This is a genomic window from Cyanobium sp. BA5m-21, from assembly GCF_024346235.1.
Classification (GTDB): Bacteria; Cyanobacteriota; Cyanobacteriia; order PCC-6307; family Cyanobiaceae; genus Cyanobium_A; species Cyanobium_A usitatum.
Window position 1 is genome coordinate 1 of record NZ_JAGQCO010000051.1, and the last position, 14,502, is coordinate 14,502.

Consider the following 14,502-nt stretch of genomic DNA (forward strand, 5'->3'; position numbering starts at 1 on the left):
ATCGGAGAACGTGACTAAAGCCGTCGTGGTTGCCTCCAAGGCTTGCCGTGATCGAGGTCTTGACTTCATTGTTGGTGGGGCTGTCTCGATTGATGCCCTGGCCAACTTACAGCGAATCAAGGCGATTCATCTCGATCGCTTTGAAACCCGCAAGGTGATCTTCAGTGGTTCTGCGCTGGATTCACCCGATTTGGCCAAAGCGTTGCGCCAAGCCGTGCATTTTGAGCTTCTGTGGCTGCTGAATAAGCGTGAGTATTATGGATTGATGCACCGAGAGGATCAAACCCGTATTCAGATGCTGGAAGATCGCTGGAAGGTACTGAACTCAGACTGATGGAAGCACACATTCTGCTAACTGGGGGAACTGGTTTTTTTGGCCGTGCACTGCTGCGGCACTACCTTTCATGTGGGATGGGCATGAATGCCAGCCTTTGCGTACTCAGTCGAGATCCGCAACGATTTCAGGATGCTCACCCAGACCTGGCAATCAACGATCAGATAAGGTTTGTTCAGGCAGACATACAAGAGCGTGAGACGTTGCCGTGGAACAATTCATTTACACATATTCTTCATGCGGCGACTGATTCCACCGTTGGGCCTTGGCTCACACCACTTCAGCGATTCAATCAAGTTGTTGAAGGAACGACCAATATCCTTGACCTTGCGGTTGCTACTGGTGCGCGTCGGTTTCTGCTGACGAGCTCAGGTGGCATCTATGGGCCTCAGCCATCTGATCTGGAGTCGATTCCTGAAGACTGGCCTGGCAGCCCGCCTCTTGATCAAGCATCTACCGCCTACAGCCAGGGCAAGCGAGCCGCTGAACATCTATGCGCGCTTTATCGAGATACGCACGGCCTGCAGACAGTAATTGCACGTTGCTTTGCATTTGTGGGTGCGGATCTACCCCTAAATGTTCATTTTGCGATTGGGAACTTCATACACGATGCCTTGTCTGCCGAAGCGATCACCGTATCTGGCGATGGAACCCCGCTGCGCACCTACTTAGACCAGCGTGATTTGGCCCACTGGCTATGGACCCTACTGCAGCAGGGCAAGGATGGAGAGGCCTACAACGTGGGCGCAGACCATGTAATAAGCATTGCCGAGCTTGCTCATCTAGTGCGAGATCTGATTGCTGAACATAAACCAGTGCGCATCCTCGGCATAGCCGATCCAATCGCTGCACGCAGCCGCTATATTCCCAGTATCATTAAGATTGAAACCATGCATGGTCTGCGGCCTGAGATTACTTTGGAACAGGCAATCCTTAATACAGCTGGTGCGCATTAGGACCAAAGCCGATCAGCAGGATGACCATGAACTCATAGTTCCACAACGAACAAACTCCTAGATGCAGTTATTTAGCCTGCCTAGATTTACCTGGCTGACTGTACATATATCGGCTCCAAAAAAAACCCGCCACGAGAGTGATCAGAGCAGTAACCAGAGTTAGGGAGGTACGCTCTAATGTATTTCTGAGAAAAGAAACGCTGGCCAGGCTGACAAGTGTAAGCGGCAATGCTGATGCGACATAGCGTACTAGAGAAACATGGTATCCTTTACTAAAAGGAAATACAATATTGCGAAATGCCAAGAAGCGGAGACAGTGAGTACAGCCCTCGGCTATTCCCAAAGCCGCATAGGGGCCCATAGGATAGGCAAGCCAAAACAAGCCAGGGCCTAGAATTGTAAAAACAAAGCCGCTTAAGCTGAAGCGAATAAAGGAGTGTCGCTTGCGTTCACTATACATGAGAGGATGTGGTATTCAAGGTTGAGCCGCTTGGGGATTTGACGCGACGAAAAAGAACTCTTGGGCGTATTCCTCTCATGCGAAGCGCCTCAATCTGCCTAGAAAGCAGGCTAAACATGAGCATCTGCAAAGAAAGGCTCAGGATCGACAAGCCCATAACGGTTGGAATCCCACCCACATATCTGCTGCTTCCTCGCAATACGTTCACTAAGAGAATGAGTCCAATTACGACGGCTAGGAATAGGCTGGCACCTCCGATCGTGAGTGCAAGACGACTTGCAGTGGCGTCACCAACGGCGATGCTTCGCCAAGCTTCTTTCCAATAACCTAGCTTGCCATAGGAGGATTTGCCATGGATACGATCCAACTGAAGGTAATCCATCTGAATTGCAGATTGACTGGCATTGGCCAGGCATTGCCGAAGATTGAGATCTGTTAGCTCCCAACAACGGAGAGCTTCATTAATTGTTTCTCGTCTATAGCAACCGAAGCCATGAAATCCCGTTGGCACAAGCTGAAAGCGTGTGGAGTATCCCAGCATGTTGTAATAAGAACGCCTAGCCAAGCGAAGCAGTGAATTCCCGGAAGACTTCTTTTTGACTGCCAGTACAGCATCTAGACCCTGATCACCAAGAAGCATCTGAACCATAGATGCAGCAAGCTCTGGTGGGTCTTGCAAATCTGAGCAAAGAAGCACTATAAGATCACTATCACGTGCTTGTCTTAGAGCATTTGCGGCAGATGCTTCGGGGCCATAGTTTCTTTGGTTTAGGAGTACATCAATGGACCCCATGGACGCTTGTAGCTGGCTCAAAACCACAAGGCTTTCATCCGTACTGGCATTGTCGGCAATCACGAAGCTAAATTGTAGCCCTAGTGCGTCAGTCGACCCATCTTGGATTTGCTGGAACGCATTATGGCATCGATTCAATAGCTCTTCGAGGTTACCTGCTTCATTGTAGGCAGTACTGACAAAGGTAATCCTAGATTTCTGTGGCATATCCACCTAAGTTAAACCCACTCAAGACTATGTATGTCATTATACCGCCGTCACCGCTCCCCTCAGGGAATCCCCATTTTCCCCTCTGTCAAGAAAGATGACGCCTCTCCATTCAAACGACTGCCCCGTATCGATCAGATTGATGCAAAGCACCCCTCAACCAGATTGTCGTCAAACACCTAGCTCTCGTCCTTGTCCTGGATCTTCTTGCCCCTGGTGAACAGTTCGCTGGCGCCGTCCAGAAGTTAGCGCTTCCACTGGCTGGCCTGGATCAGGTGGATGGCGTGGTAGTCGGCGATCTCCTGAATCGTCTTGCGGCCACTGATCGCCTCCATGGCGACCCTGGCCTTGAACTCGGGGCTATTGGGTGCGGCGCTTGCTCATCGATGGGAGCCCCGATCAGGGCCGGTACCCCGCCTCAGAGGTTAACGATGGGGCTTGTCCAAAAAAACCAGTCCAACTCAGGGCCTCAGAGCGCCACGTCTGGCAGGTTGTAGGACAGTACCGGAGCACCGAGCGTCATGGCGGCAAGGTCCTCGACATCGAGAGGGCAAAGCTCCTGCATTTATGGCGCGCCGCGGTTTACATGTGCAAACATACAATGAGATGATGTTAGGCCTTCGGTTCTCATTGGAGCTGGCGCGGAAAGAAGAGGCTGGCTACAAAGAATGACAGTGACCTACTGTGATGCACGATCTGATAGGCAACATCGGACCGGACGGGGAAGCTTTCACCCCAACTGCTTATCAATCCCTTACTCCCCAGGCTTCCCTAAGGGCAATCCACTGGAATACTAGAAGCGTACCCATTTTTTAGCAATGATGAAAAGTCATTCTGCGCAGCAATCGCTATTAAACTAGAATTAGGCGAACTGGCTGCAGTATTTTTCTCTGCCAACAGCCTGTTTGAGTTCACAGTGGTGCGATCTCTGGCCCAAAGCTGGTTAACTTGCTTAGTAAAAACTTTTTCGTACTGACACCCTTCTGATCGAGGGGCAATATTTACGCTATGCATTTGATTTATAGCTGATAGCGAAATAAGATCTGTTCCGCCTTTGCGCTGTTCAGTTAACTGGCTCAAGAGATATTGCTGTCTTCTCGTGAGGAGATTTAGCCCAGGAAGCCCTGGCATTAGCCTTTGATCATTGGTGCCGTCAAAACCAATGGCCGAGAAATCAAATACGTCTCGACTTACAAGAGTAAATATTCCATATTGATCATTTGAATATCCATCAATGATTACATAGTAGCCATCGAAGGCCAATCTTAATATGTCCCGATTTAGCTTAAGCATTGCGCGATCGCCTGAATCTTGGCCAGCAAAAGCTTTTTGCTGTTGCGCATAGGCTGCCATTGGCAAAAGGTTGTATACTATAATGTCTGGCTTTTCTTGGTTCCATTTGCTTATGATTCGCGAAGAAACACGCATAGGCAATACATCAATCCATGGCACTGGAGCATTGGCATAGGACCGAGACTGGCTTATTGTGTAGATAATAGGTATATTTGGAAAGGCTAAGATTGAAAAGGGTTTTAAAGGGTTTCGAAGCTTATATCTTTGCACAAGCCTGACAAGGCGATCCGCATAAGCCCTCTGGGATTCATTCATAAGATCTCTTCCCGAATAACTTAATTCCTGCGGCTTTTGATTTCTTATTTTTTGCAGAAAAAAGGATATTGAAGAAGTTGATGGTCTCTCAGATACACCCCACCAAGTATATCCTTTTCCGAGAATATCCCTCAAGGCTCCCACAGGAACAGCCCATAGGTAAAGCATAGACATTAGTGCTAATAAGCTTTTGATTTTTAGTGGATTTCCTTGCCCCTTCGCCTTCGCAGCCAGCACGAGCTCAAGTTCTTTTAATACAAGACAGATAGACAGGCTAAAGGGGATAAATGAGTCCAGCCCACCAGTTGATCCAGACATTGCATTGAGCATAACTACTGAAAGCATAGGAACGGCAAGCAACTGAGCTTGCTTAGAGGTTGGGCCGTCAATACCTTTATCAACGAATGCCGCGACAATCACAAATATAACTATAAGCGCGACGCCCGCACCTCGAATAACTGGTACTATGCTTTGGGTGACACCCGAGAGTAGCGCCAAGAGAGCGATTGCCATGGCAAAGGTCGCAATACTCATCACAGAACTTACATGTTTGCTATGTTTTATGGCGGCAAGACTTGCGAAATTAGCTACAAGATTGGTACGAGATGCATAACATGTTAACAGGTAAGCAAGCAATATGCCAATAGCAAATGCATTCAAAGTAGCGCTATAGTCTGGAGCCTTTAATGATTCGAGCACTGAAAGCAGGACTCTAGACACTATTGATCCACCACCTCCTTTATAACTAGCATCCGTATAGATATTGAAAAGACCGATGATTCCAGTTGAAGATATTTGCCATTGAAGATAGATTGAGATCGACGTCGCCATAAATCCAAGGAATGCGAACTTGGCGATCCGATTTGACTTCATAATATAGATAAGGGAATAAATTCCTGCGTAAGCTGCATAATTCTGCTTTGTCGTTGCCATAGAAATTATGCTTACTGCAGCCATGAGGCTCCAGAAAACTTCCTTCGCCTGGTTTTTAACCAGAACGCCTGACTTTTCTCTTTGGCAGTAAGAGAGAGCAACCAAGCTCCATGTTAGAAGAAGCATTATAAATGGGGTATAATCATAAATAACAAAAGCTGGCATGCTGTATCCCAAGCTTATGCCCGAGCACGATGCAATTGCTGAAGCAGCCTTCGGAGCACCGAGCCTTCGACACAGCAAGTATGACCCTATGAAGAGGGCCAAGGTTATAAGCGTGCCAACTAGACGAAGGAGTAAAAAGTGGTCAATGCCTGCCTTGGATGCAAGTAATAGAAGTGTATTGTATAAGAGAGAGTAAAAAGGGGGAAATGGCATTCCACGCTCGTATGCCTCTCCTGCATTCCCACCCCACTCTCCGAACCAACCTTCCGTAAAAGTGAAAGTAAAAGAAAGAGCCAGTACGCATCCCAATAGCGAAGTGACTCCGACGAATAAGGCTGACTGCTTGAGTCTCAAAAGCCAAGATTGCATCACAGCCAGCCCTCCATTCAAGCCGTCCACGGACAGCATGTAATCATATCCTAAAGCCCAATGCTTAATTCGGGATGCTTACACCCATTGCCATTCGTATTTCAGTATAAATACTAATAAGTTTTTTTTCACAGGCGGTCGGCGCCCTGGCTTAAAAATTTATTATCAAAGCATAAAGTTGTTGGAAAACCTCGCCCTCGGCAACGCTTTGACGGCCTACTCATCAAATCTATTAGGTGAAATTTATCACTAACCCCTCTTCAGTTTTTGGCAGTCACTCACCCTTGACTCTTGAGCTTTTTAAAATAGCGCTTTCTACGATGGCCGGGATACGATTCACAAAGGGGCCCCATAATCCACGCTATCAACAGGCTAATTAGTTTTGAAACAATCCGAAGGCCGCTTTGACTCGAACAAGGGTATTAATCTCACTCTCTGGATACCCACTTACAATAGACCAAAAGAACTTCGGCTACTTCTGCAGCAAATACAGTTATTATGTTTATGGAAACATATCGATGTAGTGGTTTCAGACAATTCTTCCGATCATTGGGACATTGTCGATCTTGGAGAAGACTTATTCAAAGGGATCAGAATCGAGCGGCGCTGCTGCAATCTTTCTGCAGGTGCTAACTTTCTCCGAGCCTTTGAGAATTGCAGCACAGAGTGGGTACATATCATGGGAGATGATGACAGGCTTAACAACGAGTACCTCTCAGTTATTCAGCGACACATCAGCGGCTGCGACACATCGATTGCAGCCATAAGATTTGACACCGAACTCTATGGACATCTCAAGATAGAACAGCACAACAACCTGATGACAGCAATATCAGGGATCCATGGCACCAATATCAACGGATGGTTCAACAATCTCTTGTTAATATCAGGCTGGGTATTCAGGCGCGAACAGATATGTCAATACATTAGCCAGGCGTATTTGGGGTATGGAACTAAGTTATCACATCTGCTGCCAGCCCTAGCTTGCTGTGATCAAGAAAATCGATACATTCTCTTTTCTTGTGATCGGCCGATCGCCTTTTGTGAAAATCAAGACAGCTGGCCCAAGGCAGCCTCATGGGTAGAAATGTGCATCAACACCCAGCTCGCCCATGGTTACCTATCAGAAACTAACAGACGCGCCCTTCGCAAATGTTTGTTTGGTGGGGCCAATTCCAAACTCTTGGCAAAAATCATGAGAATTCGGGCCTTCTACCAAAGGCCTGCAACTGACGTATCCTGGCTCAGAATATTATTTGTTTTAAGCAGCCTATCAAAGCGTTTCATGCTTATTGCCCTACTTAGCCTGCCTCTGCTAGCTCTACCCACAAAGATTTGGCCCAAACAGATACGAAAAATATTAGGCAGCGAAGGCTCTGCGGATCGCTGGTAGCAACCATTTTTGATATATTGATAATACGATCCAACTAATCCGAGCCTGTAAAGCCCGGAGTGTAGAAGGAAGATAAATTGTTAGCCGCAATACAAATCTTCCGCAATCAAGGTGTGCCAATCTGTCTGAAGTATTTAACATCAGCAACAAAATTCGACGCATCCACCCTCGGATAAGATGAGGTAAAGCAAGAATCCGAAGATAAATCCATAAAAATTCTGCACTTGCTGCCTGACCATCTAGGCATGGGTCGATTGTTGATACAACTTCTAGCCTATCGACGTAGCTTTGGAGCTCAGCCGTAATGGACTGCGTGTAATACGCATTGGCTCTATTGGGATACAAATTCTCAATCATTTTTATAAATAGATGAAATCCCTTATCATTTGCGGTCTCAATTTCATCGTGAATGGAATTATTCCGTCCGATCCAGCCACTAGGGCATGATCGGAATTGAGACAAAAACTGCAGATCATCGGTATATACAAGCCGCAGGCAACTGAGGGGAAAATCCTCATACGCCGATAAAGGGAATGGATTATTGGGAAGGAACACAGGCTTGGCCTGAGCCACGATATCTAAAATCACTGCCGTAAGCGGATCAAAACAGATTAAGCCGTCCAAAGAATTTATTAACTCATTATAATCACTACGCCCACTGGGCCAGTTTCGGCTGAAAGGCACAATCTCTACCCCACTTAAAAAGCTCTCTAAAACTTGCGACAGCAGTGTTAGCCGAGCCTTACCGCAATAAATACCAACTCTGAGACAACGCACTGATGGTTTTAAGAGGGTATCCAAACGATTTGAGTATTTCTGGACTGAGATCTGTTGAAAGCAGGAAGGATCCTGGACAAAACAATAATCATTGTGATCAGGTAGAACAAATGACGAATAAATAGCAACAGAGTCGTTGGCCTGAACTTTGGGAAAGGGGCTGCCCAGCAATACTGGGGGTGCCATCAGCCACCAGAGCACTCGATGCCCGTAAGAGCGCAAGGTTTCAATGAAGTATGGATCAGCTGTATCCGGTGCAACAACACAAAGACTTGATTTTGGGGGGTGTTCATTCTTGATTAGAAAAACACCATTCGGCAGCTGTAATGTTGAGAGCTGCTTAAAGCGAGATATTGAAGGAACCAACACTCCGCAGGGATAACCCCGCTGAACTAACATGTGAATCATGTACGCCATCGACCGATGGCCATTGCTACTACTACTGAGAACAGCTGGAAAGACCCATAGGATCAGACGAGGCTCAATATCATCCTGAATCTGCTCAACCATCTCGTCTCAGGAACACGGCCATAAAGGTCCGCAGCCATTGCTTAGGCAAAAGCCTCAAAGGCAGGCGGGTGAAAAAGAGAACGATCACAGTGGGGAATGGAATCAATGACGAGTGGAGTGCCCCCAACAGAAACAAATACTCGTTCTTCAGATAACGCCATCCGTGTCGCCGCGATAAATGGTCAGCCCCAACTCTTGCACAGACTAAGACCCGAGGATCATTACGCAAAAGCATGCCACGCTTCAGCATCCTCAGCCACAAGTCCCAATCCTCAAAATACGGACAAGTTCTATAGTTACCGGCATCCAGTATCTTGCTGCGACGCAGAGCGACCGTGGGATGATTCATTGGATTACGCCAGCAGGCTAACCCCTCAATAGACTCTGTATTTAGAGGAACCTGCCGTAAATGCTGAGCATTCTTGAGCTGGCCGTCCCACCCTATTTCCTCCAGCTGTCCACCAAGTACGGCGAGATTGGGATCAGCAAGCATCTGCTCAACCTGCCAACGAGAACGCTCCGGCACGGATAAATCATCAGCATCAACCCGAAGCACATTTTCGCTTTTACAAGCCAACATTCCCCGTGCCAAAACAGGGCCAGTCCCTTCCCAATGCATCGATTGGTGAATCTCTATTGGCAAGGCTGATGCCTGCAAAGTGGCTTCTAATAAGGTGCCGAGCCTGCCATCCACGCTCACCACAAGAGCCCTAGCCTGCCAAGTTTGCTGCTTCAGGCTTTCGAGAGTCTGAGAGAGAATTTCTGGGTCTTCCCATGGCGCAAGCGGCATCAGCCAATCAAACGAAGGGCTATCGGCACTCTCATCGGCTGGACAATCCGATGGATACGCCCTGACAGGTTTCATTGATTGCTTCATGGGGTAATCAAGTCTTCTCCCCAATGCGTTGCCCGCAGTAGCCAGCCCGATCGCACACCTGCTGGCACCACTGGAGATGGCTGAGCCCCCAGCGCACCGTAGCCTCTAAGCCCTCCTCAAAACTGTGTAGCGGCTTCCAGCCCAACCCCAGCGTGATCTTGCTGGCATCAATGGCATAGCGGCGGTCGTGGCCGGGGCGATCGGTCACCGGCGAGATCAAGCGACTGTGGGGAGCGCCAGCGGGGCGTAGCCCATCGAGGAGGGCGCAGATCGCCTGCACCACATCCGTGTTGCTGCGTTCGCTCGGGCTTCCGTGATCCCCGGCACCACCCACGCAGTAGCTCTCGCCCAGGCGCCCCCGGCTGGCTGCCAAAAGCAGAGCTTCCACGTGGTCCTCCACGTACAGCCAATCGCGCACGTTCAGGCCATCGCCGTAAAGCGGAATCGGCTCCCCGGCCGCCGCCTTGAGGATCACCACCGGGATCAGCTTCTCGGGAAACTGCCAGGGGCCGTAGTTGTTGGAGCAGTTGGTGAGCACCACCGGCAGCCCGTAGGTGTGGTGCCAGGCCTGCACCAGATGGTCGCTGGCGGCCTTGCTGGCGGAATAGGGGGAGCGGGGGTCGTAGGGGGTCGTTTCGCAAAAGCGACCCGTGGGCCCCAGGGAGCCGAACACCTCGTCGGTGCTGATGTGGTGCAAACGGAAGCGCTCCTGTCGCTCCTGAGGCAGCTGCTCCCAGTGGGCGCGCACCCCCTGCAGCAGATGGAAGGTGCCCTGCACATTGCTCTCGATGAAGGCACCTGGGCCGCTGATCGAGCGATCCACATGGCTCTCGGCAGCAAGATGGAACACCAGATCCGGATCGGCCTGCCGCACCGCCTCAGCCGTGGCTTCGGCATGGGCCAGATCCACCCGCAGCAGCTGGTGCCGGCCCAGCGCCGCCGGGCCCAGCTCAGCGAGGGTGAGCTCGATGCTGGTGAGATCGCTGGCGTAGCCGAGCTTGTCGAGGTTGAACACCGTGGCATTGGTGTCCCGCAGCAACCGCCGCACCAGCGCCCCGCCGATGAAGCCGGCACCGCCGGTCACCAGCACCCGGTTCACACCCTGGGGCAGCGGGGAGGCCATCGGCTCAGTCAGCTTTGAGGAGGTTACCGGGGCATGCTGTTCCTGAAACCATCCGCACCTCGAAGCGGCTGCCCTCAGGTAAGACCCTCTTTAAGCTGATCAGATGGGTTTGATTCACGGCACCGTTCAACTCTCCAACCCCTCTCGCCCCGAGCTGCAGGGGGTGGAGGTGCGTGCCCTGGCCGATTCCGGGGCCGTGCACCTCTGCATCCCTGAGCACATCGCCATCCAGCTGCAGCTGCGAGAGCTGGAACAGCGAGAGGTGATCCTGGCCGATGGACACCGGCGCACGGTGCCCTACATGGGGCCCATTGAGGTGAGCTTCGCCAACCGCCGCTGCTTCACCGGCGCCATGGTGCTGGGCAACGAGGTGCTGCTGGGAGCCATCCCCATGGAAGACATGGATCTCGTGCTGCGGCCCCAGCTGCAGTCGATCACCGTGAACCCGGAAAGCCCCAACATCCCCTTGAGCCTGGCCAAGCAGACCGATCGCTAAGCCAACCGCGCCAGCCGCCTGGCCGATGCCTGAGGCTGAGCTGAAAGCGTCCAAAATCTGTACAAGTTGTACAGATTTCCTGACACCCCCAAACTGTTACGGGCTGCTCAACAGCGCTCCAACCAGCTGCAGCACCCGCTCCACCACCGCAATCGGAGCATTGGCAATCAGCTCAGCCTCTCGGCTGCGCCAGTCCAGGCTGCGCAGTTGATCCGCCAGCACCACCCCCTGCACCGGCCCGCCTTCCGGCAGCGCCACTTCAAATGGGTATCCCTTCACCCTGCTGGTGATGGGACACACCAAAGCAAGGCCAACCTTGCTGTTGTACGTCGATGGCGACACCACCAATGCCGGGCGGCGTCCAGCCTGTTCACGCCCACTCTGTGGTGTGAAGCTGAGCCAGATCAGATCCCCGCGCTCCGGTGCTCTCACCACACCTCCGCACCGGTGGGCTCACCCCAGTCAGTTTCGCTGTGTTGGTTCTCAGCGGTGATCTCAGCAAGAAGAGCCGCAAGCTGGATTGCCTCTGCGGGCCTGGCGAGCAAGGCACCGGCCTCCACCTTCACCTCCATCTCACTGCCAGAGCCCACACCCAGCTCGGTGGCGTAAGCCTTGGGGATCCTTAGCCCCAGGCTGTTGCCCCAGGCCTGCACCTTCACTTTCACCGCAACTCAGCTCGAATAGCCAAAGTCTATCCCGGTCGTGGCAACCAGATCCAGCCGGCTTCTCCGTGATTCCACTGATTCCCTAATAGTTCGCTTGTGCTATCCCATGTTCAGGGGTTTTGCCGCCCTGCCCCTCGCCCTGATCACGCTGTTTACCAAGGGTCAAATCACAGCCCATCGAGGGCCACAGAAACCAATCTAATCAGCAAGGGAAAAACGCCTTACAATCAAGATCGAAGATGCCCATTGCAATGGTTGAGCCCCCAACGCAAGGGCGCAAACGATCGCGGTCCCTCACCGTCACCCGAAAAGGGCAGGTGACGCTGCGCAAGGATCTACTGGCCCATCTGGGCATTCAGCCTGGCCAGCGCATTGATGTGGAGGTGTTGCCTGGCGGCCGGCTGGAGCTGCACGCCGAGCAAGCCACCGGCAGCATCAACAGCTTCATCGGCCTGCTGGCAGGCCGCAGCAGCCACTGCGCCAGCCTGGAGGAGCTGAATCAGGCCGCCGCCGCCGGCTGGGCCGGGCTCGGCGACGCAAACGCCCAACCCAGCACCAGCCCATGAAGATCACGGCCGACACCAACGTGCTGGTGCGCGCCCTGGTGCAGGACGATCCCGAGCAGGCCAAATCAGCCAGTGCGCTGCTGGAACAGGCGGAGCTGGTGGCGATCCCCCTGCCTGTGTTGTGCGAACTGGTTTGGGTGCTGCGCCGTGTCTACCGCTTCTCCAACCACGACTGCGTCAGCGCCATCGAAGCGCTGCTTGCCAGCAGCAGCGTGGTGGCCGATCGACCGGCCGTGACAGCCGGGCTCAAGCTGCTCGCATGGGGCGGCGATTTCGCTGATGGCGTGATCGCTTTCGGCGGACGGCAGCTGGGCAGCCAGCAGCTGGCCACCTTCGACCGCGAAGCAGCGCGCCTGCTGAGCGAAGCCGGCGAACCAGTGCATCTGCTGGGGTGATCCCCGTTGCATTAGGGACCCTGTTTAGCTCGTACAACTGCCGTAGAAGCCTGACAGGTTTCCAGCCAATTGGGGCAAGCCGATTGCTGACACTCCGCTGCCACCCCATCCATGATTCCTCGGCGCACTCAGGAATGGCTGGGTTGATCCTTCTGGTCCAGCTCAAACGGAAAGCCAAGGCGGTAGGCCCGGCTACGGCCTGCACCAATCGGCGTGAGAGCCTGACGTGCCACCAGTTCGCTGAGATCGCGCCAGGCCGTGGCCCGGCTTGCCTTGGTGAGTCCGATGGCTTTGCGCAGGGTCATCCCCCCTTCAAATCCTTCGGGTTCAGCATCGAGCAGCCGATTGAGGAGCTTCTGCTGCCGCGCATTGAAACCGCTATGGCGATGCCGCCACCAAAACAGCGCCTTGGCCTGCACTGCGGCCACCACCGCCTGGTTGCTGAGAGCCGCCGCCGCCACCTGCTCAAGAAACCACTGCAGCCAGCGCGTCACCTCCGATGGGCCCCGCTGGCAGTGCTCCAGCTCCCGGTAATAAGCCCGGCGCTGCTGCTGGATCCGGGCTGAGAGCCCCAGGGCGCCGGCCATCAGCCGATCGGTTGGCGTCGCTTGAACCTCCGGCCTGGAGATCTGGGCCAGGGCGCGATCCGTGAGGGCCCGAGCCAGCCGGCCATTGCCATCGTCATAAGGATGCAGAGTGACAAACCACAGATGGACCAGCCCTGCCCGAATCAGGCCATCCAGCTCCAGGGATAGGCCATTGAACCAATCCAGCAGCAGCGTCAGCTGGCCCTCCAAACCCTCCCGTGGCGGCGCCTCGAAATGCAATGTTTCCCGGCCGATCGCACCCGACACCACCTGCATCGGCAGGGATCCGCGCAGATCGCCAATGGCGATGGCACGCAACCCATCGGGCCCTGCAGCAAACAGATCCGCGTGCCACCGATGCAGAGTTGCAAGCGTCAGTGGCTCATCGAGCTCAGCCGTCGAGGCCAGCAAGAGCTGCACCAGACCCTCCACCTTGGCGCTGGCCTCCCGCTGTGGGGAACCCGGCGTGTCCGGAGGCAGTTGAAAACGCCGTGCCACCGAGGAGCGCACCTCAGCAGGATCCAGCTGTTCCCCCTCAATAGCTGCCGTGCTGAGGCTCTCGCGGCTGATCAGCACCGCCAGGGCCTCACGGCCAAGGCCTGCATCCAGACGATCCAGTTGCTCAGCCAGCCCCTGACGCGCCGCAGATGCCTGCAGCAGTGCAGGCCGAAGTGCGGCTCCATCCCAGCGGAAGTTGGGCCAGTCGGGCTGCTGCCAGATCCATCGAGGCTCCATCGGGTCAGCCTAATCGCTTCATCGAGTGAAGCGATTAAGGGGCTCGATTCGCTTCACGGGTGCTTGACGGGCTGATTGGACCGGAAAGGCGCTGACCCGAAAGCGACCAAAATTTACAGACCGTACAGATTTGCCGACACTCCCAAACACCACACTCCCAAAGAGCACTGCCGCCAACGCTCATGCGGGGTCCAGCACCTGCGCCAGGGCCGCCCGCCAGTGCAGAGGTTCCAGCCCAAGGGCTACGCGGCTGCTGCTGCACTCCAGCAGCGAGTAGCTGGGGCGTTGGGCCGGAGTGGGGTAGTCGGCGGTGGTGAGCGGTTTCACCCTGGCGGCCCGCTCCAGCAGGCCGGCCTGCACCCCCAGCTCGCCAATCGCCACGGCGAAGTCGTACCAGCTGGCGGCGCCGGCATCGCTCCAGTGCAGGATGCGGGGGCCGCTGGGATCTGCGGCGGGATCTGCGCCCACCCCGATCGCCCGCCAACAGGCCGCCGCCAGGGTGAGGGTGCTGGTGGGGCAGCCCACCTGATCGGCCACCACGCCCAAGGATTCG

14 protein-coding genes and 1 pseudogene are annotated in these 14,502 nt (G+C 53.5%); 6 read left to right on the forward strand and 9 right to left on the reverse strand.

All coding sequences use genetic code 11. The annotated features are described in order from the left end of the window. Both KBY72_RS12195 and KBY72_RS12200 read left to right on the forward strand, forming a co-directional pair. Positions 1 to 334 (forward strand): annotated as a pseudogene (locus KBY72_RS12195) (aldolase); the annotation flags it as partial. After that, on the forward strand, positions 334 to 1,290 hold the full coding sequence (locus KBY72_RS12200; protein WP_254961640.1) for an NAD-dependent epimerase/dehydratase family protein: 957 nt from the start codon (positions 334 to 336) through the stop codon (positions 1,288 to 1,290). The pseudogene KBY72_RS12195 and the gene KBY72_RS12200, both read left to right, overlap by 1 nt. A gap of 452 nt (positions 1,291 to 1,742) precedes the next feature. On the opposite strand, the gene KBY72_RS12205 is transcribed toward KBY72_RS12200, so the two are convergent. Continuing rightward, entirely contained in the window at positions 1,743 to 2,750 is a 1,008-nt protein-coding gene (locus KBY72_RS12205) for a glycosyltransferase (protein WP_254961652.1), read from the reverse strand. 771 nt (positions 2,751 to 3,521) lie between these two features. Further along, positions 3,522 to 5,456, reverse strand: a complete 1,935-nt coding sequence (locus KBY72_RS12210) for a hypothetical protein (protein WP_254993704.1) — start codon at positions 5,454 to 5,456, stop codon at positions 3,522 to 3,524. Positions 5,457 to 6,207: 751 nt separating this feature from the next. Here KBY72_RS12210 and KBY72_RS12215 point away from each other — a divergent pair. Further along, the gene (locus KBY72_RS12215) at positions 6,208 to 7,218 is read left to right on the forward strand and encodes a glycosyltransferase (RefSeq protein ID WP_254961638.1); all 1,011 of its coding nucleotides are present in this window, start codon (positions 6,208 to 6,210) and stop codon (positions 7,216 to 7,218) included. On the opposite strand, the gene KBY72_RS12220 is transcribed toward KBY72_RS12215, so the two are convergent. Genes KBY72_RS12220 through rfbB form a run of 3 tightly spaced genes read right to left on the reverse strand, consistent with a single transcriptional unit; the run spans position 7,186 to position 10,505 of the window. Then, the gene (locus tag KBY72_RS12220) at positions 7,186 to 8,505 is read right to left on the reverse strand and encodes a hypothetical protein (RefSeq protein WP_254961637.1); all 1,320 of its coding nucleotides are present in this window, start codon (positions 8,503 to 8,505) and stop codon (positions 7,186 to 7,188) included. The two genes, KBY72_RS12215 and KBY72_RS12220, sit on opposite strands and share 33 nt — an antisense overlap. Then, positions 8,498 to 9,382 carry a glycosyltransferase gene (locus tag KBY72_RS12225; RefSeq protein ID WP_254993705.1) on the reverse strand — a complete coding sequence of 295 codons (885 nt, stop codon included), beginning with the start codon at positions 9,380 to 9,382 and terminating at the stop codon, positions 8,498 to 8,500. The genes KBY72_RS12220 and KBY72_RS12225 overlap by 8 nt, the downstream gene beginning before the upstream one ends. Positions 9,383 to 9,389: 7 nt before the next feature. Next, a complete protein-coding gene (gene rfbB, locus KBY72_RS12230; RefSeq protein ID WP_254961634.1) occupies positions 9,390 to 10,505 on the reverse strand; it encodes a dTDP-glucose 4,6-dehydratase in 1,116 nt (371 codons plus the stop codon). Positions 10,506 to 10,608: 103 nt separating this feature from the next. Here rfbB and KBY72_RS12235 point away from each other — a divergent pair, with 103 nt between their 5' ends. Then, complete coding sequence (locus KBY72_RS12235) at positions 10,609 to 11,001, forward strand: clan AA aspartic protease (RefSeq protein WP_254993706.1); 393 nt, start codon at positions 10,609 to 10,611, stop codon at positions 10,999 to 11,001. A 96-nt stretch (positions 11,002 to 11,097) separates the two neighbouring features. Here the strand turns inward: KBY72_RS12235 and mazF are convergent, their stop codons facing one another. Both mazF and KBY72_RS12245 read right to left on the reverse strand, forming a co-directional pair. Then, positions 11,098 to 11,436: an endoribonuclease MazF gene (gene mazF, locus KBY72_RS12240; RefSeq protein ID WP_315859554.1), complete on the reverse strand. Its 339-nt coding sequence runs from the start codon at positions 11,434 to 11,436 to the stop codon at positions 11,098 to 11,100. Then, entirely contained in the window at positions 11,430 to 11,666 is a 237-nt protein-coding gene (locus KBY72_RS12245) for an AbrB/MazE/SpoVT family DNA-binding domain-containing protein (protein ID WP_254961630.1), read from the reverse strand. The genes mazF and KBY72_RS12245 overlap by 7 nt, the downstream gene beginning before the upstream one ends. 317 nt (positions 11,667 to 11,983) lie before the next feature. On the opposite strand from KBY72_RS12245, the gene KBY72_RS12250 reads away from it, so the two are divergent. Next, positions 11,984 to 12,232: an AbrB/MazE/SpoVT family DNA-binding domain-containing protein gene (locus KBY72_RS12250; protein WP_254961629.1), complete on the forward strand. Its 249-nt coding sequence runs from the start codon at positions 11,984 to 11,986 to the stop codon at positions 12,230 to 12,232. Next, complete coding sequence (locus tag KBY72_RS12255; protein WP_254961628.1) at positions 12,229 to 12,627, forward strand: type II toxin-antitoxin system VapC family toxin; 399 nt, start codon at positions 12,229 to 12,231, stop codon at positions 12,625 to 12,627. The genes KBY72_RS12250 and KBY72_RS12255 overlap by 4 nt, the downstream gene beginning before the upstream one ends. A 128-nt stretch (positions 12,628 to 12,755) precedes the next feature. Here the strand turns inward: KBY72_RS12255 and KBY72_RS12260 are convergent, their stop codons facing one another. Continuing rightward, on the reverse strand, positions 12,756 to 13,949 hold the full coding sequence (locus KBY72_RS12260; protein WP_254961627.1) for a Fic family protein: 1,194 nt from the start codon (positions 13,947 to 13,949) through the stop codon (positions 12,756 to 12,758). Positions 13,950 to 14,129: 180 nt separating this feature from the next. Beyond that, the coding region (locus KBY72_RS12265) for a sugar nucleotide-binding protein (protein WP_254993708.1) at positions 14,130 to 14,502 on the reverse strand (373 nt) is incomplete at its 5' end.